This is a genomic window from Nocardioides daejeonensis (assembly GCF_003194585.1).
In the GTDB taxonomy this organism is placed as follows: Bacteria; Actinomycetota; Actinomycetes; order Propionibacteriales; family Nocardioidaceae; genus Nocardioides; species Nocardioides daejeonensis.
Genome location: NZ_QHKZ01000001.1, coordinates 624,293 through 644,412 on the forward strand (window position 1 = coordinate 624,293; position 20,120 = coordinate 644,412).

The 20,120-nt window shown below is 69.9% G+C and carries 18 protein-coding genes; 12 read left to right on the top strand and 6 right to left on the bottom strand.

What is annotated here, in order from left to right:
* Positions 1-8: 8 nt before the first annotated feature.
* Together DNK54_RS02975 and DNK54_RS02980 are read right to left on the bottom strand one after the other, a co-directional pair.
* A complete protein-coding gene (locus DNK54_RS02975) occupies positions 9-680 on the bottom strand; it encodes a potassium channel family protein (RefSeq protein ID WP_110205432.1) in 672 nt (223 codons plus the stop codon).
* The gene (locus DNK54_RS02980) at positions 680-1,342 is read right to left on the bottom strand and encodes a potassium channel family protein (protein WP_110205433.1); all 663 of its coding nucleotides are present in this window, start codon (positions 1,340-1,342) and stop codon (positions 680-682) included. The genes DNK54_RS02975 and DNK54_RS02980 overlap by 1 nt, the downstream gene beginning before the upstream one ends.
* Before the next feature lie 62 nt (positions 1,343-1,404).
* Here DNK54_RS02980 and DNK54_RS02985 point away from each other — a divergent pair, with 62 nt between their 5' ends.
* The 4 genes from DNK54_RS02985 (at position 1,405) to DNK54_RS03000 (ending at position 7,984) form a co-directional block, all read left to right on the top strand.
* Positions 1,405-3,456 carry an APC family permease gene (locus DNK54_RS02985; RefSeq protein WP_110205434.1) on the top strand — a complete coding sequence of 684 codons (2,052 nt, stop codon included), beginning with the start codon at positions 1,405-1,407 and terminating at the stop codon, positions 3,454-3,456.
* A gap of 22 nt (positions 3,457-3,478) precedes the next feature.
* Positions 3,479-4,663: a class I SAM-dependent RNA methyltransferase gene (locus DNK54_RS02990; protein WP_204164389.1), complete on the top strand. Its 1,185-nt coding sequence runs from the start codon at positions 3,479-3,481 to the stop codon at positions 4,661-4,663.
* A gap of 270 nt (positions 4,664-4,933) precedes the next feature.
* Positions 4,934-7,609, top strand: a complete 2,676-nt coding sequence (gene acnA / locus DNK54_RS02995) for an aconitate hydratase AcnA (RefSeq protein WP_110205795.1) — start codon at positions 4,934-4,936, stop codon at positions 7,607-7,609.
* 78 nt (positions 7,610-7,687) lie between these two features.
* Positions 7,688-7,984 (top strand): thiamine-binding protein, encoded by a 297-nt coding sequence (locus tag DNK54_RS03000; RefSeq protein ID WP_110205436.1) that lies wholly within the window; start codon positions 7,688-7,690, stop codon positions 7,982-7,984.
* Between the two features lie 34 nt (positions 7,985-8,018).
* Here DNK54_RS03000 and DNK54_RS03005 read toward each other — a convergent pair whose 3' ends face one another.
* Both DNK54_RS03005 and DNK54_RS03010 read right to left on the bottom strand, forming a co-directional pair.
* Positions 8,019-8,831, bottom strand: coding sequence for a hypothetical protein (locus tag DNK54_RS03005; RefSeq protein ID WP_162602285.1), 813 nt, complete (start codon positions 8,829-8,831; stop codon positions 8,019-8,021).
* Positions 8,828-9,052: a hypothetical protein gene (locus tag DNK54_RS03010; protein ID WP_110205438.1), complete on the bottom strand. Its 225-nt coding sequence runs from the start codon at positions 9,050-9,052 to the stop codon at positions 8,828-8,830. The genes DNK54_RS03005 and DNK54_RS03010 overlap by 4 nt, the downstream gene beginning before the upstream one ends.
* Before the next feature lie 184 nt (positions 9,053-9,236).
* Here DNK54_RS03010 and DNK54_RS03015 point away from each other — a divergent pair, with 184 nt between their 5' ends.
* The 8 genes from DNK54_RS03015 (at position 9,237) to DNK54_RS03050 (ending at position 17,704) form a co-directional block, all read left to right on the top strand.
* Positions 9,237-9,680, top strand: coding sequence for an NUDIX domain-containing protein (locus DNK54_RS03015; protein ID WP_110205439.1), 444 nt, complete (start codon positions 9,237-9,239; stop codon positions 9,678-9,680).
* 27 nt (positions 9,681-9,707) lie between these two features.
* Entirely contained in the window at positions 9,708-10,160 is a 453-nt protein-coding gene (locus tag DNK54_RS03020) for an NUDIX domain-containing protein (RefSeq protein WP_239459881.1), read from the top strand.
* Positions 10,157-11,086 (top strand): SMP-30/gluconolactonase/LRE family protein, encoded by a 930-nt coding sequence (locus DNK54_RS03025; RefSeq protein ID WP_110205440.1) that lies wholly within the window; start codon positions 10,157-10,159, stop codon positions 11,084-11,086. The genes DNK54_RS03020 and DNK54_RS03025 overlap by 4 nt, the downstream gene beginning before the upstream one ends.
* 50 nt (positions 11,087-11,136) lie before the next feature.
* A complete protein-coding gene (gene dxs / locus DNK54_RS03030) occupies positions 11,137-13,041 on the top strand; it encodes a 1-deoxy-D-xylulose-5-phosphate synthase (RefSeq protein ID WP_110205441.1) in 1,905 nt (634 codons plus the stop codon).
* Positions 13,022-14,281, top strand: coding sequence for a gluzincin family metallopeptidase (locus DNK54_RS03035; protein ID WP_110205442.1), 1,260 nt, complete (start codon positions 13,022-13,024; stop codon positions 14,279-14,281). Before dxs ends, DNK54_RS03035 begins: the two co-directional genes overlap by 20 nt.
* Positions 14,282-14,331: 50 nt before the next feature.
* A complete protein-coding gene (locus DNK54_RS03040; RefSeq protein ID WP_110205443.1) occupies positions 14,332-15,819 on the top strand; it encodes an amino acid permease in 1,488 nt (495 codons plus the stop codon).
* A gap of 94 nt (positions 15,820-15,913) precedes the next feature.
* Positions 15,914-16,834, top strand: a complete 921-nt coding sequence (locus tag DNK54_RS03045; RefSeq protein ID WP_110205444.1) for a PAC2 family protein — start codon at positions 15,914-15,916, stop codon at positions 16,832-16,834.
* Positions 16,835-17,704 carry an acyl-CoA thioesterase gene (locus tag DNK54_RS03050; RefSeq protein ID WP_110205445.1) on the top strand — a complete coding sequence of 290 codons (870 nt, stop codon included), beginning with the start codon at positions 16,835-16,837 and terminating at the stop codon, positions 17,702-17,704. It abuts the gene before it with no gap.
* Positions 17,705-17,828: 124 nt separating this feature from the next.
* Here the strand turns inward: DNK54_RS03050 and DNK54_RS03055 are convergent, their stop codons facing one another.
* Entirely contained in the window at positions 17,829-18,701 is an 873-nt protein-coding gene (locus DNK54_RS03055) for a MaoC family dehydratase (RefSeq protein ID WP_239459882.1), read from the bottom strand.
* Position 18,702: 1 nt separating this feature from the next.
* Entirely contained in the window at positions 18,703-20,034 is a 1,332-nt protein-coding gene (locus DNK54_RS03060) for a 3-oxoacyl-ACP reductase (RefSeq protein WP_110205446.1), read from the bottom strand.
* Positions 20,035-20,120: the final 86 nt, after the last annotated feature.

Consider the following 20,120-nt stretch of genomic DNA (forward strand, 5'->3'; position numbering starts at 1 on the left):
CGCCTGGGTCAGGCGTGGTCCGGGCGGGGTGCCAGCAGCCGCTGCAGCTCCGGCTCGACCGTCGCCGGCACCACGAAGAGCAGCTCGTCGCCGGACTCCAGGGGCTCCTGGCGCTCGGGCGTGTAGACGTTGCCGTCGCGCAGGATCGTCACCAGGGCGCAGTTCTCCGGCCACGGGACCAGACCCGCCGGGGTGCCGACGTACGGCGAGTCGTCGGGCAGGGTCATCTCGACGAGGTTGGCGTTGCCCTTGCGGAAGGTGAAGAGCCGCACCAGGTCACCGACCGAGACCGCCTCCTCGACCAGGGCCGACATGATGCGCGGGGTCGAGACGCTGACGTCGACGCCCCATGCCTCGGTGAAGAGCCACTCGTTGTTGGGGTGGTTGACCCGGCCGACGGTGCGGGGCACCCCGAACTCGGTCTTGGCGAGCAGCGAGGTCACCAGGTTGGCCTTGTCGTCGCCGGTCGCGGCGATCACGACGTCGCAGTGCTGGAGGCGGGCCTCCTCGAGGGAGGAGAGCTCGCAGGAGTCGGCAAGCAGCCACTCGGCCTCGGGCACGGCCTCGGGCCGGATGGAGACGGCGTTCTTGTCGATGAGGAGGACGGTGTGACCGTTCTCGATCAGCTCGGTGGCGATCGAACGGCCGACGGCGCCCGCACCGGCGATGGCGACTCGCATCAGATCTCCTCCGGTCCGCGCTGAACGACCTTGTAGGCACGCGCCGCCGACTCCTCGCGCATGACCAGGTGCAGGATGTCGCCCTCTTGGAGCACCGACTCGCGGGTCGGCAGCATGCCCTCGCCGAGGCGGTCGATCCAGGCGATCCGGATGCTGGCCTGCTCCTGGAGGTCGATGGTGCGCTGGCCGACCCAGGCGTCCGGCACGGAGACTTGGTCGAGTCGGATCGTGCCGGACGGGTCGCGGAACGTCGGCTCGGCGCCGGCCGGCAGGATCCGGCGGAGCACTTGGTCGGAGGTCCACTTGACGGTGGCGACGGTCGTGATGCCCAGCCGCTGGTAGACCTCGGCGCGGCCAGGGTCGTAGATCCGGGCGACGACGGTCTGGATGCCGAAGCTCTCCCGGGCGACCCGCGCCGCGATGATGTTGGAGTTGTCACCGCTCGAGACCGCGGCGAACGCGTCGGCGCGGCCGATCCCGGCCTTGGTCAGCACGGCCTGGTCGAAGCCGTAGCCCGTCACCTTGTCACCGTTGAACGACGGTCCGAGACGTCGGAAGGCGTCCGGATTGCTGTCGATCACCGAGACCGTGTGGTTGCGCTCCTCGAGGCTCCTGGCGAGCGTCGAGCCGACCCGGCCGCAGCCCATGATCACGACATGCACGTCGCAGAGGCTACCGCAGCAAAAGCATGAATAGCCGCCGGTGTGGACTAGCCTGATCCGTCGTGGGTGTCGGAGACGTTTCCAAGCGGATCCTGCTGGGGCGCAAGCTCCGCAGCTCGCAGCTGGGGGAGACCCTGCTGCCGAAGCGCGTGGCGCTTCCTGTCTTCGCCAGCGACGCGCTCTCGTCGGTCGCCTACGCACCCGACGAGATCTTCATCATGCTGTCGCTGGCGGGGGCGACGACGTACGCCTGGTCGTGGAAGGTCGGGCTGGCCGTCGCGGTCGTGATGGCGGCCGTGATCGCCTCCTACCGACAGACGGTGCACGCCTATCCCAGCGGGGGTGGCGACTACGAGGTCGCCAAGGTGAACCTGGGGGAACGTGCCGGGATGACTGTCGGGGCCGCGCTTCTGGTCGACTACGTGCTCACTGTGGCGGTGTCGATCTCCTCAGGGGCGCAGTACGCCGCCGCGGCGATCCCGGCGCTCTCGGGGCACGAGGCGACGTTCGCCGTCGGGCTGGTGCTCGCGCTGACCGCGATGAACCTGCGCGGGGTGCGCGAGTCGGGGACGTTCTTCGCGATCCCCACCTACGCCTTCATGGCCGGCATCCTGGTGATGTGCGGCGTCGGCATGTTCCAGCTCGTCACCGGCCACCTCGGCACCGTGGAGACCGCCGACCTGCAGGTGATCCCGTCCTCGGGATACGAGCAGGAGCTGACCACCATCGGCCTGATCTTCCTTCTCGCGCGCGCCTTCTCCTCGGGCTGCGCCGCGCTCACCGGTGTCGAGGCGATCTCCAACGGCGTGCCGGCGTTCCGGCGACCGAAGTCGCGCAACGCGGCGTCGACGCTGCTGCTGCTGGGGCTCATCGCCATCACCATGATGCTGAGTGTCATCACCCTCGCCCACCAGATGGGCCTGCGGTACGTCGATCCGCACCACCTCGACCGGCTGCGGCTCGCCGACGGCTCGCCGGTGCCTGCCGACTACGACCAGCACACCGTGATCGCCCAGCTCGCGCGCGCGATCTTCGACGGCTTCTCGCCGGGCTTCTACTTCGTCGTGGTCGTCACCGGCGTGGTCCTGGTGCTGGCGGCCAACACGGCGTTCAACGGCTTCCCGGTGCTCGGCTCGATCCTCGCCAAGGACGGCTATGCGCCCCGCGCCCTGGGCTCTCGGGGCGACCGTCTCGCCTACAGCAACGGCATCGTCTTCCTGGCGGTCATGGCGATCGTGCTGATCTGGGTCTTCGACGCCGAGGTGACGCGGCTGATCCAGCTCTACATCGTCGGTGTCTTCATCAGCTTCACGCTCTCGCAGCTCGGCATGATCCGGCACTGGACGCGCCACTTGGAGAAGGTCAAGGATCCCGCCGAGCGACACCGGATGCAGCGCTCCCGGCTGATCAACACGATCGGGCTCGGATTCACCGGCACGGTGCTGGTCGTCGTGCTGATCACGAAGTTCCTGGCGGGTGCCTGGATCACGCTGCTGGCGATGGGCGTCTTCATCGCGATCATGTTCCGCATCCGGCGTCACTACCAGCGGGTATCCGACGAGCTGGCTGCCGATGACCAGGACAAGGTGCTGCCCACCCGCGTGCATGCGGTGGTGCTGGTCTCCAAGCTGCACAAGCCGACCCTGCGCGCGTTGGCGTTCGCCAAGGCGACCCGGCCGAACGTGCTCGAGGCGATCTACGTGAGCACCGACGTCGGCGAGGCCGACGGCCTGCTGGCGGAGTGGGACCAGCGAGGCATCGACGTACCGTTGAAGGTGCTCTACTCGCCCTATCGGGAGCTGGTCCGGCCGGTGGTCGAGTACGCCAGCGAGATCCGTGCGGCCAACCCGCGTGGCGTCGTCGCGGTCTACATCCCCGAGTACGTCGTCGGTCACTGGTGGGAGCAGTTGCTGCACAACCAGACCGCGCTGCGGCTCAAGGGCCGGCTGCTCTTCACGCCGGGCGTGATGGTCACCTCCGTGCCCTATCAGCTGCGCTCCTCCGCTGCGGCCCTGGAGCGCAAGACCCGCAGCGCCAAGCGGGCCAAGGCCGGCGACGTACGCCGCGGGGCACCGTCGGCGCCGGATCGTCGCGGCTATCGACAGGTCGACTAGAGGAATGAGGAGGCGCGCCCGGATGGCAGAGCGTCACAACCGCAGGCGTCGGCCGAAGGGCGCGTCACTGCGTGGGCGACGCTTCGAGGTGCTCGTGGGCCCGGTGGCGCACGGCGGCCACTGCGTGGCGCGGATCGCGGAGCTCGGCGACCGGGTCGTCTTCGTGCGGCATGCCCTGCCGGGGGAGAGGGTCGTCGTGGAGGTGACCGAGGGCACCGAGGGAGACCGTTTCCTGCGCGGTGACGCCGTCGACGTACTGGTCCGCTCCGAGGCTCGGGTGGAGGCGCCGTGTCCTGTCGCGGGGCCGGGCGGCTGCGGCGGCTGCGACTTCCAGCACGTCGCGCTGCCCGAGCAGCGGGCGCTGAAGACCGCTGTCGTGCTCGAGCAACTGCATCGGATCGGACGGCTGCCCTCCGATCATCCGGCGTTGGCGGGCTTCGAGGTTGTCGCCGTGCCGGGAGACCGGGACGGGCTGCGCTGGCGGAGCCGCAGCACCTTCGTCACCGACAGCGAGGGGCGGCGCGGGATGCGCAGGCACCGCTCGCACGAGGTGGTCCCGGTCGAGGACTGTCTGATCGCGGCGCCGCACGCCCGGCAGCCTGGCGAAGGTGGCCCCGAGGTGGTCACCGAGCGCGTCGTGGGCGCGGGGAGCGTCCGGACCTTCCAGGTCGCCTCCGACGGGTTCTGGCAGGTCCACCCGGGTGCTCCCGCGGTGCTGGTCGACACGGTGCTGGAGCTGCTGGCGCCGCGCGCCGGTGAGCAGGTCCTCGACCTCTACGCCGGGGTCGGTCTCTTCTCTGCCTTCCTCGCCGATGCGGTCGGAGCGGACGGGGCGGTGCTGGCGGTGGAGGGTGGCCGAAGCGCCGTCGAGCACGCCCGGGCCAACCTGGCCGATCTGCCGTGGGCCGTGGCCGAGGCCGGCGACGTGGCCCAGGTGCTCGCACAGCGAGAGGCCGCCGCGGACGTCGTCGTCCTGGACCCGCCGCGGGCCGGGGCGAAGCGGGAGGTGATCGAGCAGGTGCTGCGCCGGCGACCGCGTGCGGTTGCGCTGGTCGCGTGCGACCCGGCTGCCTTGGCTCGGGACGTGGGCATCTTCCGGGAGTCGGGGTGGGAGCTGAGCGCACTGCGTGGCTTCGACCTCTTCCCGATGACCCACCACGTCGAGTGCGTCGCGCTGCTGACGAAGGCGGGCCCTGGTCCACGGTGATGCGCGGCGGGCCGGTTCGGGCGGCGGCGACGCCCGCCGGCTGCCAAGGCGCTTCGATGGAGCGCACGGGCTCCTTTCCCGCGTTCCGACAGCCCTCATGCTCCATCGAGGAGGCGGGCGGGGTGGTGAAGTCGCAAGACGCCTTGAAGTGATGTATCTTGATATCAAGAGATATTGAGTGGAATGTAGGTGAGCCTTCCTTTCCGTCGCCGTGGAGTGATGGGCAAGATTGGGGCAGGACACCCGAGGACACCTGAGGAGATGTGGCTGATGGCCAGTCAGGACAGTTTCGGTGCGAAGAGCACCTTGGACGTGGACGGCAAGTCCTATGAGATCTTCCGGCTCGACGCCGTCACGGGCGAGGGCCTGGACGTCGCCAGCCTCCCGTTCTCGTTGAAGGTGCTGCTGGAGAACCTGCTTCGCACCGAGGACGGCGCGGACATCACCGCCGACGACATCCGTGCGCTGGCCGGCTGGGACGCCGCCGCGGAGCCCAGCAAGGAGATCCAGTTCACGCCGGCCCGCGTGATCATGCAGGACTTCACCGGTGTGCCGTGCGTGGTCGACCTGGCGACCATGCGCGAAGCGATGGCCGACCTCGGTGGCGACGCCACCAAGATCAACCCGCTCGCTCCCGCCGAGATGGTCATCGACCACTCGGTGATCGCCGACGTGTTCGGCACGCCGGACGCCTTCGAGCGCAACGTGGAGATCGAGTACCAGCGCAACCGTGAGCGCTACCAGTTCCTGCGTTGGGGCCAGGGCGCCTTCGACGACTTCAAGGTCGTCCCCCCGGGCACCGGGATCGTGCACCAGGTCAACATCGAGCACCTGGCTCGCGTCGCCTTCACCCGCGAGGTTGACGGTGTGCTGCAGGCCTACCCCGACACCTGCGTCGGCACCGACTCCCACACCACCATGGTCAACGGCCTCGGCGTCGTCGGCTGGGGTGTGGGTGGCATCGAGGCAGAGGCGGCCATGCTGGGTCAGCCCGTCTCCATGCTCATCCCGCGCGTCGTCGGCTTCAAGCTCTCCGGCGACCTCCCTGAGGGCTCCACCGCCACTGACCTCGTGCTCACCATCACCGAGATGCTGCGCAAGCACGGTGTGGTCGGCAAGTTCGTCGAGTTCTACGGCGCCGGTGTCTCCGCGCTCCCGCTGGCCAACCGCGCCACCATCGGCAACATGAGCCCGGAGTTCGGCTCCACGATCGCGGTCTTCCCGATCGACGACGAGACCGTCAACTACCTGCGCCTGACCGGTCGCTCCGACGAGCAGCTCGCCCTGGTCGAGGCCTACGCCAAGGCCCAGGGCCTGTGGCACGACCCGAGCGCCGAGCCGCGCTTCTCCGAGAAGCTCGAGCTCGACCTCGCCACCGTGGTGCCCTCGATCGCAGGCCCGAAGCGTCCCCAGGACCGCATCGAGCTCTCCGCCGCTGCCCCCAGCTTCGCCGAGCAGCTGCCGACCTACTCCGAGACGCCCGACGTCAAGGTTCCGGTCACCCTCGCCGACGGCACCTCCTTCGAGTTGGAGAACGGCGCCGTCACGATCGCGTCGATCACCTCCTGCACCAACACCTCCAACCCGTCGGTCATGATCGGCGCGGCGCTGTTGGCGAAGAAGGCCGTCGAGAAGGGCCTCCAGCGCAAGCCGTGGGTCAAGTCCACGCTCGCTCCTGGATCCAAGGTCGTCTCCGACTACTACGAGCGGGCCGGGCTGACGCCGTACCTCGACAAGCTGGGCTTCAACCTGGTCGGCTACGGCTGCGTCACCTGCATCGGCAACTCGGGCCCGATCATCCCCGAGGTCTCCGCTGCGGTGAACGAGCACGACATGGCCGTCGTCTCGGTGCTCTCCGGTAACCGGAACTTCGAGGGTCGGATCAACCCCGACATCAAGATGAACTACCTGGCCTCGCCGCCGCTGGTCATCGCCTACGCGCTCGCCGGCAACATGAACGTCGACCTGTTCAACGACCCGCTGGGTCAGGACACCGACGGCAACGACGTCTTCATGCGTGACATCTGGCCGTCGCCGCAGGAGGTCGAGGAGACCATCGCCCAGGCGATCACCTCCGAGATGTTCACCAAGGACTACGCCGACGTCTTCGCGGGCGACGAGCGCTGGCGCTCGCTGCCCACCCCGGAGGGCAACACCTTCGCGTGGGACGAGAACTCGACCTATGTCCGCAAGGCGCCGTACTTCGACGGCATGCCGGAGACCCCGGCACCGGTCACCGACATCGACGGTGCGCGGGTGCTCCTGAAGCTGGCCGACTCGGTCACCACCGACCACATCAGCCCGGCCGGCGCGATCAAGAAGGACTCGCCTGCGGGCAAGTACCTCGCCGAGCACGGCGTCGAGCAGCGCGACTTCAACTCCTACGGCTCGCGCCGTGGAAACCACGAAGTCATGATCCGCGGCACCTTCGCCAACATCCGGCTGCGCAACCAGCTCGCGCCGGGCACGGAGGGTGGCTTCACCCGCGACTTCACCGTCGCGGACGCCCCCGTCACCACGGTGTACGACGCCTCCGTGAACTACATCGAGCAGGGCATCCCGCTGGTCGTCCTGGCCGGCAAGGAGTACGGCTCGGGCTCGTCGCGTGACTGGGCTGCCAAGGGCACCTCGCTGCTGGGAGTCAAGGCGGTCATCGCCGAGTCGTACGAGCGGATCCACCGGTCGAACCTCATCGGCATGGGCGTCATCCCGCTCCAGTTCCCCGAGGGCGAGAACGCCGAGTCGCTGGGTCTGACCGGCGAGGAGACCTTCTCGATCACCGGCATCACCGAGCTCAACGAGGGTCGTACGCCGAAGACCGTCAAGGTCAAGGCCGGCGACAAGGAGTTCGACGCCGTCGTCCGCATCGACACCCCGGGCGAGGCGAACTACTACCGCAACGGCGGCATCATGCAGTACGTGCTGCGCAACCTGCGCAACGCCTGATCAGCTCCACCAGCGTGGCCGGTCCCTTCAGGGGGCCGGCCACGCTGGCGTCTCCGGAACTTTTTGTACGGTGGGGCCATGATCGTCGCCTTCAGCATCAGCCCGATGAGCAGCGAGCCCGACGGCTCGGTCACCGAGGCGGTCGCCGCCGCCGTACGTGTGGTCCGGGAGTCCGGCCTCCGGTGCGAGACCAACGCGATGTTCACCAACATCGAGGGTGAGTGGGACGAGGTGATGGCGGTGATCAAGCGCGCGGTCGACATCGTCGCCGAGCGCTCGCCGCGCGTAGGCCTCGTGCTCAAGGCAGACATCCGCCCCGGCTACGAGGGCCAGCTCACCGCGAAGGTCGAGCGGATCGAGTCGGCGCTGGGCTGAGGCATCGGACGTCTGCCAGCGCCAGCACGCGTACTCAGGCGCCGAGGGCCGACCGCTCGTCGTCGCTGAGCTCGTCGAGCGCCTGCTTGAGCTCGTCGGCCAAACCGTAGGTGGTGATCGCCCCGGCGACGAGCCCCGCGACGTCGGGGCGGTCGAGACCCGCACGCAGCACCCGCGCGCCGTTCGCCGGCGAGACGCGGGCGGCCAGGGAGAGCGCGTCAAGTGCGACCTCCTCGTCCGTCACCGCAGCGGCGAGGTGGGCATCGTCCGCGACCGGCAGCCGCTCGAGGATCTGCTCGACGGCGGCGTTGTCCTCGGCGAGGTTGGCGATCGCCAGGATCACCCGACGCTCGGCCTGCTCGATCACGCGGACGGCGAGGTCGGCGCTGATCACCGGGATGAACCGGCTCATCGCCAGGTGCTCGCCGCGCTCCAGCAGGATCGCGGAGACGTCGAGGATGGTGCGCTCGGGAAGCCCCGCGATGATCGGCCGGGCCCGCTCCGGATCCAGCTGGACGCTGAGCTCCGCGAGGAACCCGGCGGGCAGGGAGCTGGAGAGCTTCACCGCCAGCGGCGGCTCCATCGTGGCCGCGGCCCGCGCCGAGACGGCGGGCCCGAGCGCGGCTTGGGCGATCCGCCCGGCCAGCGGCGCGGGGACGGAGCCGGCCAGCTTTCCGATCCGTCGGAACGTGCGGCGATGCCGCTCGAAGAGATGCTCGCTGAGCCCGACGCGGAGGGTGCGGAGCGCCTCGGCCGGCTGATCGCGCAGGTAGGCGAGCTCGCGCTCCTCCACGTGCAGCGCACCGGCCAGCCGCGCCACCTCGCGCCGTGACTCCAGCATGCTCATGACTCCTCCAGCAGCAGGGCGCGTGCGCGGCCGCGCAGGGGGCGGGGGAGCGCTGCCAGCGCTGCCTCCAGTGACTCCTGCACGAGAGCGTCCTCGCGGTCGATCGCGGTCTGGGCCAGCGTGGTCAACGCCTGCAGATGCTCGGCCTGGAGTCCGCCGAGGCCGGCGAGGCTGCCGTCGGAGAGCCCGACGGCTCGAGCAAGGTCGTCAGCTGAGGTCACGCGCGCGACTCCTGATTCCTTCGGTGGTAACTCGGAGTCACACCTTATGTCCGAAACGCTGCAGGCACAGGACATGGGGCCTCATCTCGTGCTCGGTGCCAGCCCTCCCAGGGCACCGGTTCCGTCGCTCGCTCACCGTGCTGCGGCCCGCCGAGCGAGCAGCCCGGCCCGATAGCCTCGGCTCATGAGCGCGGACGGCATCGGTGCGGTGGCCTGCTACCTGTTGATCGACCAGAGGGGCGCGATCCTCCTCCAGGAGCGGGACGAGGGTGCGCCCCGCTATCCGAACCAGTGGTCGATGCCCGGCGGACAGGTGGAGCCGGGGGAGACGCCGGAGCAGGCGGCGTACCGGGAGACCACGGAGGAGACGGAGGTCGTGCTTCCGCAAGGCGCCCTGAGCCTGTGGCACCAGGAGCGCCGTACCGTGCCGGGCGTGGGCGAGGTCGACTACCACCTGTTCACGTCCGGCGTCACCCTGACCGACGCCGACATCACCTGCCACGAGGGACGCCAGATCGTCTTCGTTCTGCCAGCCCGCCTCGGGGAGCTCGACCTCACCGAGTCGACGCGCCACTTCCTCGGGCTGCTGCTGGCCTCGGAGCGGTACGCAGCGCTCACCGGGAGCTGACGGCGCCTGTTCCCAGGAGCCGGCTCCGTGGCTACGCTCCACCTCGTGCACCACTTCGCCAACGTGCTCCTCGTCGACCCGGCCGGCGCCGTACTCCTGCAGGAGCGGGACGCCAACCCGGTCCTCGACCCCGACTGCTGGGGCCTCCCCGGCGGGCACATGGAGCCGGGCGAGCTGCCCGAGGACGCCGCCCGGCGCGAGCTGGCAGAGGAGACGGGGGTGCACTTCGAGGGCCGGTTGTGGCACTGGCGCGACCAGCCGGTCTTCCATGCGGAGTACGGCACCGAGGACGTCGTGCACACCTATGCCGCAGCCACCCGCCTGGTGGATGCTGACATCGACTGCCGCGAAGGCAGGCAGATGGTCTTCGTCGATCCTGGGCTCGCGCTGGGCCTGCGGCTGACCCGGTCGGCAGGGCTGATCCTGCCGGACTTCCTCGGCTCCCCGCTTTACCGTCGACTCCAGGAGGAGGTCGCATGACACTCACGGTGATCCCGGTTCCCGCACACGGCGCGGAGGATGTCCTCGTCGGCTCCGACGGGGCGGTCTGGACCGGCACCGAGGACGGCAGCATCTGGCGGATCGAACCCGACGCCCAGGTGGTACGCCGGGTGGCCCGGACGGGCGGCCGACCGCTCGGACTCGAGTGGCTCCCGGATGGCGCTCTCCTCGTCTGTGACGCGCACCGGGGTCTGCTGCGCGTCGAGGTCTCCACCGGAGCCGTCGAGGAGCTGCTCCGTGAGGTGGAGGGGCGGCCGATGGTCTTCTGCAACAACGCGGCCGTCGCCGCCGACGGCGGGATCTGGTTCTCCGACTCCTCAACCCGGTATTCCATCGAGCGCTGGAAGGACGACTTCCTCCAGAACACCCGGACCGGCCGGCTCCTGCACCGGGCGCCCGACGGCACCGTACGTGTGGTGCTGGACGGGCTCGCCTTCGCGAACGGCGTCGCGCTCGCTGCCGACGAGTCCTGGGTGGTCGTCGCCGAGACCGGTGCGCGGACCCTCGTGCGGCACTGGCTGCGCGGACCACGCGCGGGGAGCCGCGAGCAACTTGTCGAGGGGCTGACCGGCTACCCCGACAACATCGCGCTCGGCAGTGACGGGCTCGTCTGGGTCTCGCTGGCGTCGCCCGTCGACCCGGTGGTCGCGCGGCTGCAGGCCGCGCCGATGTTCGTCCGCCGGCTCGCGACGAAGATCCCCGAGCGTCTCCAGCCCGCTCCCAAGCAGACGGTGCGCGCCCAGGCGTTCGACGGAGAGGGACGGCTGGTGCACGACGTCGATGTCACCACCTCGGAGTTCCACATGGTCACCGGCGTCCGCGAGCACCAGGGGCGCCTGTGGCTGGGCAGCCTGCACGAGGGCGCCGTCGCGGTGCTGGATGGTGTGGGGTCCGGGTACAGTTGACGGGTGGTCGCGGCCTCGCGCACCTGCCCCGGACTGGAGGACATCAACACATGGGTTACCTGGCGTCGGTCTCGACCCCGAGTGATCTGCGTGGACTGTCCGAGGAGCAGCTGACTGCCCTGGCTGCGGAGATCCGGGAACGGATGGTGAGCGTCTGCTCGCGCACCGGGGGCCACCTCGGGCCGAACCTCGGCGTCGTCGAGCTGACCATGGCCATCCACCGTGTCTTCGACTCGCCCCGGGACCGGATCGTCTTCGACACCGGCCACCAGACCTACGTGCACAAGCTGCTCACCGGGCGGTCCGAAGGCTTCGAGGGCCTCCGTCAGGAGGGCGGGCTCTCGGGCTACCCGAGTCAGCGCGAGTCGGCTCACGACATCGTCGAGAACTCTCACGCCTCCACCTCGCTCTCCTACGCCGACGGCCTCGCCAAGGCCTACCGGGTGCAGGGCGACGACCGGCACGTCGTGGCCGTCATCGGCGACGGCGCCCTCACCGGCGGCATGGCGTGGGAGGCGCTCAACAACATCGCCATCGCCAAGGACAGCCGGCTCGTCATCGTCGTCAACGACAACGAGCGCTCCTACACACCCACGGTGGGCGGGCTGGCGACGGCCCTCACGTCGCTGCGCACCAACCCGCGCTACGAGGCGGTCCTCGACCAGGTGAAGCGGCGGCTCAACGCTGTGCCCGGTGTCGGCCCGGCGGCGTACGACGCGCTGCACGCGATCAAGAAGGGGATGAAGGACGCCCTCGCCCCGCAGGGCCTCTTCGAGGACCTCGGCCTGAAGTACGTCGGCCCGGTCGACGGGCACGATCGCGCGGCGATGGAGCAGGCGCTGACGCAGGCCAAGCGGTTCGGCGGGCCTGTCATCGTGCATGCGATCACCCGCAAGGGACACGGCTACGACGCGGCGGAGAACCACGAGGCCGACCAGTTCCATGCGCCCGGACCGTTCGACATCGCGTCGGGCGAGGAGCGCCCCAAGGGACGGATCTGGACCGACGTCTTCTCCGACGCGATGGTCGACCTCGGCGAGCGGCGGCCCGACGTCGTGGCCCTGACGGCCGCGATGATGCACCCCGTCGGCCTCGATGCCTTCGCCCGGCGCTTCCCCGAGCGCACCTTCGATGTCGGCATCGCCGAGCAGCACGCAGCTACCTCGGCCGCGGGGATGGCCCTCGGCGGTCTGCACCCCGTCGTGGCCGTCTACGCGACCTTCCTCAACCGCGCCTTCGACCAGGTGCTGATGGATGTCGCGCTGCACCGCTGCGGAGTCACCTTCGTGCTGGACCGATCCGGCGTGACCGGTGACGACGGCGCCAGCCACAACGGCATGTGGGACATGTCGATCCTCCAGGTCGTCCCGGGCCTTCGTCTCGCTGCTCCCCGCGACGCCGCACGTCTCGTGGAGCTGCTCGAGGAGGCATCGAACGTGGACGATGCCCCCACCGTCGTGCGCTTCCCGAAGGGGCCGCCGCCCGCGGAGATCCCGGCACTCGAACGGATCGGTGGGGTCGACGTACTCCATCGGCGCGGAGCGCCCGACGTGCTGCTGGTCGGGGTCGGGGCGATGGCCGCCACGGCGATGGAGGTCGCCGAGCGGCTCGACGCCCAGGGCATCGGCGTCACCGTCGTCGATCCCCGGTGGGTGAAGCCCGTCGATCCCGCGTTGGTCGACCTCGTCGGCCAACACCGACTCGCCGTCTGCCTCGAGGACAACGGCGTGATCGGCGGTGTCGGAGCAGTGCTGCTGCAGACCCTCAACGCCCACGGGGTACGGACCCCATTCCGGATCCGGGGCGTGCCGCAGGAGTTCCTCGACCACGCCAAGCGCGCGGCGATCCTGGAGCGGATCGGGCTGACCGGCCCGAATCTGGCGCGCGAGATCACGGGCGAGCTGGCCGCGCTCGAGCAGACGAGGACGCTCGCCGATGCGGATCGGCGGCGGTAGGGCCGGCTGGGAGGGAGCCGTAGCCGGGCTGGTGCTGCTGGCCGCCGTGCTGACCGGGTGCGGTCTCGGTGGAGACGACTACCCGGACGGTACGACGACCGCGTCGCAGACCGAGCTGCAGGCCGAGGTGCGACAGCTGCTGAAGGAGCGCGTGCGTGCCGTGCGGCGTGGGGACGAGGCGGCGTTCCTGGACCGTCTGGTCGACGACCCGCTGCTCCGACGTGACCAGCGCGACTACTTCGCCAACCTCGCCCAGCTGCCGCTGGCCCGGTTCGGCTACGCGCTCGGTGAGGACGCGGTGACCAGTGCGCCGGGCCGGATCACCGCGCAGGTCGACATCGTCATGGAGCTCGACGGTTTCGACGACGCCCCGGTGCGGACGCCGACCCGGATGACCTTCGTCCGCGAGCAGGACGGAGTCCTGCGGATCGTCGCCGCGCGTGACGAGGAGTACGAGCGGGAGCGGCACGCGGTGCCGCAGCCGTGGGACACGGTGCCGGTCCAGATCCGGCAGGGCAGCGGCGTCCTCGGGGTCTTCGACCGGGACAGCTGGCGGCACGCCGACGAGATCGTCGACGAAGTCGAGCAGGGCATCGCCGAAGTCTCCGCCGAGCTCCCCGATGCGTGGTCGCGCCATGTCGTCGTCTATGCGCTCTCCGACACCAGCTTCCTCGCCCGGCTCCCCGACCTGCCGGGCGGCGACCCGGAGCAGCTGGATGGCGTGGCGTTCCCGGTGCCGATCCGCCCGCGGGCCGACGAGTACGCCGGCACCCGGTTCCTCCTGCACCCGCGCATCCTCGAGCGTTCGCCGGTGATGCGGTCACGGTTGATCCGTCACGAGCTGGTGCATGTCGCCCTCGGTCGCACCGACGACCGGGTCCCGACCTGGCTCTCCGAGGGACTAGCGGAGTACGTCTCGGTGCGCCCGCTCGCGCCACAGGAGCGGCTGATCTCGCGCGACGCGGTGGCGGCGGCGCGGAACGGGCTGACCGGCCTTCCGGCCGACGCCACCTTCAACGGCCAACAGTCCTCCGCCAACTACGGCATCGCCTGGTACGCCTGCGAGTACATCGCCAGCGTCTACGGCGAGGCGGCGTTGTGGCGGCTCTTCGACGACATGCGCGCCGACGGCGGCGTGTCGGACGCCGACCAGGACACCGTGCTCGTCCGGGTCCTCGGCGTCGATGCCGCGACCCTCGCGCGCGCGACCGGGGCACGGATCCTCTCCGTCTTCGGCTGACCGCCTTCGCCTCCCGCCCACGGCGGCACGCCCGCACTACGATGCCGAACATGCACCTGTTCCGAACGAAGTCGATCGAACAGTCCATCGCCGACACGGAGGCGCCCGAGCACGCACTGCGCCGGAACCTCTCGGCAGTCGACCTGATCGTCTTCGGAGTCGGCGTGATCATCGGTGCCGGAATCTTCGTCTACACCGGGCAGGTGGCGGCGACGAACTCGGGCCCGGCCATCGCGATCTCGTTCCTGATCGCCGGCGCGGCGTGCGCCCTCGCGGCCTTGTGCTACGCCGAGTTCGCGGCCACCGTGCCGGTGGCCGGCAGCGCCTACACCTTCAGCTACGCGACACTGGGCGAGCTGGTGGCGTGGATCATCGGGTGGGACCTGGTGTTGGAGTTCACGGTGGGTGCGTCCGCGCTGGCGGTCGGCTTCTCCGGCTATCTCTCCAAGGTGCTGGCGGGTACGCCGTTCGAGATTCCGGCCGAGCTCGCGAACTCCACCGACGGCTGGGTCGACCTCCCGGCGATCGTCATCACTGCGCTGGTCACGCTCGTGCTCGTGGGAGGGATCCGGCTCTCCAGCCGGGTCAACCAGATCGTCGTCGCCATCAAGCTCGCCGTGGTGGCGATCGTGATCGTGGCCGGCATCGCCTACATCAAGCCCGGCAACTGGACGCCCTTCGTCCCGGCGTCGCAGCCCACCAGCGACAGCACCGGTGGCTTCCTCGACCTGCCCCTGATCACCTCGATCTTCGGCATGGAGCCGGCGGTCTTCGGCTTCGCCGGCGTGGTGGCGGGTGCGGCGATCGTCTTCTTCGCCTTCATCGGCTTCGACGTCGTCGCCACCACCGCGGAGGAGACCCGCAACCCGCAGCGCAACGTGCCGATCGGCATCCTCGGCTCGCTGGCCATCGTGACCGGCCTCTACATCGCCGTGAGCCTGGTCATCACGGGCATGCAGGACTACCGCGACATCGATCCGGAGGACCCGGCGCCGCTGGCCACCGCGTTCGAGGCGGTGGGCCTGAACTGGATGAGCGATCTGATCGCCGTCGGCGCGTGCATCGGCCTCACCGTGGTCGTGCTGATCCTGATGATGGGGCAGAGCCGCGTCGCCTTCGCGATGGCGCGCGACGGCCTGCTGCCTCCGGCCCTCGCGAAGGTGCATCCCCGCTTCGGGACGCCGTACGTGGTGACGGTGGCGACGGGCGTCCTGGTCGCCGGGATGAGCGGCTTCGTCAGCTTCGAGACCCTGGGCCACCTGGTGAGCATCGGCACCCTCTTCGCGTTCGTGCTGGTGTCGGTCGGCGTCGTGGTGCTGCGACGTACCCGCCCGGATCTGCCGCGTGCCTTCCGGACGCCTGGGGTGCTGGTCGTGGCAACGCTCGGCGTGCTGCTGTGCGTCTACCTGATGCTCAACCTGACCGGCGGCACCTGGCTGCGCTTCCTGGTCTGGATGGCGCTCGGGCTTGTCGTCTACGCGCTCTACGGCGCCCGGCGCAGCAGGCTGGCGCAGGCGGAGAGAACCGAAGCGGGATGATGGAGCAGGGAACACCCGCGACCGCGGCGCTGTTGCCCTGAATGTCCGCTAGGCAGCAGACCCGGATGCCGGGTCGAGGGAAGGGTGAGTCGCCTTGAAGTACGTCCACATCGTCGACGACGTTCCGGAGCTCGAGGCGCGGCCCGACCTTCCGCTCGTGGTCGCCCTGGACGGCTTCCTGGATGCCGGCCATGCCGCATCGCTGGCGGCCCAGCACATCAACCGCGCCGAGCCCGCACCCGTGGTCGCGACCTTCGACGTCGACGCCTTCCACGACTACCGCGCTCGGCGCCCGGCGGTCACCTTCTCCCGCGACCACTACACCGACTACGCCGCGCCCCGCCTGGTCGTGCGGCTCGCCCGGGACGAGGTAGGGACGCCGTACCTGCTGCTGACCGGGCCTGAGCCCGACTCGCGCTGGGAGGCGTTCGCTCGGGCTGTCCGCGCGGTCGTCGAGCGGTTCGACGTCGGCGTGGTGCTGACGCTCGACGCGGTACCGATGACCACGCCGCATACCCGTGCCCTGCCGATGACCCAGCACGCCAACAACCCGGAGCGGATGGTGCGCACGAACGTGTGGGACTCCGACCTGCGGGTGCCGGCCTCGGCGCACGCCATGCTGTCGGTGCGGCTGGGGGAGTGGGGACACGACGTCACCGGCTACGTGGTGCACGTACCCCACTATCTGGCCGAGTTCGACAATCCCGCCGCTGCTCGCGCCCTGGTGCAGGGCATCCAGGCCTCGACCGACCTCGTCTTCGACCTCGCTGACCTCGACCAGGCGGCTCAGGCACACGACCGGCGCGTGGCCGAGCACATCGAGGGCAACCCCGAGGTCGCGACGCTGGTCGAGGGGCTCGAGCAGCAGTACGACGCATTCCGTGCCGCCGAGGAGTCGGGTCGCAGCCTGCTCGCGGAGGGCACCGAGCTGCCGACAGGCGAGGAGCTCGGAGCGGAGTTCGAACGGTTCCTGGCCGGACTGGATGGTCCGGACCAGCCACGGGAAGGCAACTGAGTGCCCAGATCCACTGCCGAGCTGGTCGAGCTGCTCGACCTGGAGGACATCGACGGCAACCTGTTCCGCGGACGTCAGCCCGACACGCACCTCCAGCGGGTCTTCGGCGGTCAGGTGGCGGCGCAGGCGCTCATCGCAGCGGCCCGCACCACGCCGGGACTGCATGTGCACTCCATGCACTCCTACTTCCTGCGTCCCGGCGACACGTCGGTGCCGATCGTGTACGACGTCGAGAAGCTTCGCGACGGACGCTCCTTCAGCACCCGGCGGGTGGTGGCGCGGCAGCACGGCCGCCCGATCTACCTGCTGTCGGCGAACTTCCAGGTGTTCGAGGAGGGGCTGGAGCACCAGGATGCGATGCCCGCCGTACGTCCTCCGGAAGAGGGGCTGACGCTTCCCCAGCTCTTCGGCGGCCGCGAGGGCGACGACGCGCGGGCGATGAAGGAGTGGGAGCAGGAGTGGGCGGCGCTCGACGTCCGCTACCTCGGCAACTCCCTCCAAGGCGGGGTCACCGACGACGGCGAGCGACCATCACGCGCACAGGTCTGGGTGAAGGTCCAGGGACGCCTCTCCGACGATCCGCTCGAGCACGTCGCGACTTTCACCTACGCGAGCGACATGACGCTGATCAGCGCCGCGCTGGTCCCCTACAACCTGCGCACCGCCTCGCCGGGCATGCAGGTCGCCTCCCTCGACCACACCATCTGGTTCCACCGGCCCTTCCGCGCCGACGAGTGGTGGCTCTTCGACCAGCACTCGCCCTCCGCCTCCGGTGGCCGCGGCCTCGTCCTGGCCCGCGTCTTCAGCCAGTCCGGTGAACTCGTCGCCACCGTCGCCCAGGAGGGCCTGATTCGCCGTCGTTCTGAATGACTCCAAGGATGGCAATTCCCCGCCCGAGCGGGGAACTTGTCGCTTGGTGGCTGTAGCTACGGCATACAAGCGCAAGTTTCACCGCTCGGGCGGGGAATCTTGAGGCGCGTGGGGCTGGTGAGGTTCAGCGACTCCGGCCGACGAGGTGGGGGGCGCCGGTGCGGGGGTTGGTGACGGCGAACTGGAGGCCGCCGTCCTGTTCGCGGAAGCCGAAGCGGACGGCGCCGGGGAGGAAGACGGGCTTCTTGAAGCCGACGGCGACCTCGACCTGCTCGGGAAGGCGGTTCTCGATGCCGGCGACCGCGCGCGCCTTGGTCCACATGCCGTGCGCGATCTGCCGTGGGAAGCCGAACGCCTTGGCGGTGACCGGGTAGAGGTGGATCGGGTTGCTGTCGCCCGAGACTGCGGCGTACTCGCGGCCGAGGTTGGCCGGCAACCGCCACTGGGCTGCGCCGGGCACCGCTTCACCGAAGTCGGTGCCACGATCGCCGTCCTCGGACTTGCCGGTGCCGACACGCAGGTACGTCGAGGTGCTGGTCCAGACGGTGCGGCCGGCCTCCTCGATGCTCACCACCATGTCGAAGGCGGTGCCCTTGGTGTGCGCGCGCAGGTTCTGCGCCTGCAGGTGCACGTCGACGACGGCGTCGAGGCCGACGTGGGCGTGCCGGGTGATCGCGTTCTCCAGATGCACCGTCCCGATCGCGGGGAAGGGGAACGACGCGTCGCTCATCAGCGCCAGGTGCAGTGGGAAGGCGATCATGTGCAGGTAGGTCAGCGGGAGCACGTCGTGGGGCGGGAAGCCGCAGACCTCGGCGTACCTGCGGACGTGTGCCGGATCGACCTGCACGCCTTCACGACGCAGTGCCAGGTCGGGGAGCGTCCGGCTCGTCTTGCGTACGCCGGGCAGCTGGTTGACACCGGGGATGGTCGGCAGCGCCGCCCGGAGCATGCCGGTGACGCCGCCGCCCTCGCCGTGCAGCACACGGGTCTCGGTCATCTCAGGCACCCAGCATCATCTGGCCGCAGACCCGCACCACGTTGCCGTTGACCGACGCGGAGGCCGGATTGGCGTACCAGGCGATGGTCTCGGCGACATCGACGGGCAGGCCGCCCTGGCTCATCGCGTTGAGCCGCTGGCCGACCTCGCGGGTGGCGAACGGCACCGCGGCGGTCATCTGCGTGATGATGAAGCCCGGAGCAACGGCGTTGATGGTGATGCCCTTGTCGAGCTCGCCGGCCAGCGAGTCGACGAAGCCGATCACGCCGGCCTTCGAGGCCGCGTAGTTGGTCTGGCCCACGTTGCCGGCGATGCCTGCGATGGAGGCGACGCCGATGATGCGGCCGTTCTCGTTGATCGCGTCGGCCTCGAGCAGCGCGCGGGTGATGAGCTCGGGTGCGGTCAGGTTCACCGCGATGACCGACTCCCAGCGGTCCTCGGCCATGTTGGCGAGCTTCTTGTCGCGGGTGATGCCGGCGTTGTGCACGACGATGTCGACGGCACCGTGCTTCTCCTTGACATGGTGCGCGATCCGCTGCGGCGCATCGGCGTGGGTGATGTCGAGAGTCAGGCTGTCGCCGTTGAGCTCCTTCATCACCGACTGCAGCTCGCTGGCCGCCTGCGGTACGTCGACGCCGAGAACGGTCGCGCCGTCGCGGTGCAGGACCCGGGCGATCTGCTCACCGATGCCCCGGCTGGCTCCGGTGACGATGGCGATCTTGCCGGCCAGCGGTCGCTGCCAGTCGACGCTGGGCGCCGTGGTGGCGCCGGTGACGCCGAGGCGCACCACCTGGCCGGAGACGTAGGCGGACTTGGGGGAGAGCAGGAAGGCCAGGGTCGAGTCGACGGTGCGCTCCGCACCCTCGGCGACGTACACGAGCTGCACGCACCCGCCCTTGCCGATCTCCTTGCCGAGCGACCGGGTGAAGCCCTCGAGCGCGCGCTGGGCGATCCGCTCGCCGCCGCTCACCTGCTCCGGCGGCGTACCGAGTACGACGACCCGCGGGCAGGTCTCGAGGCGACGGAGCAGCGGGGTGAAGAAGCGCTGGAGGGCGACCAGGTCGGCGCTGCTGCGCAGGCCGGTCGCGTCGAAGACGAGACCCTTCGCCTTGTCGTCCGCGCCGAGTGCGTCGGTGTGGGTGATGCCGAGGCCGTCGAGCGTGGCGCCGAGGCCGCTGCTGAGTCGGCCGTCGCCACCGACGACGACAGTGCCGTTGACCAGGGGCGCTCCCTCGGTCCACCGCTCGAGGGCGGTCGGGTTGGGCAGGCCCAGGTTCTTGACCAGCATCTTGCCGATCGGGCTCTTGCTGAAGGCCTGGTAGCGGTCGCTCATCTGCTGTCCTCGTCTGACGTCGGGTTCAGGGGGCGGGCCCGCGGGGAGCCCTTCTCGATGGTAGAGAACATGTGGTGTAACTCAGA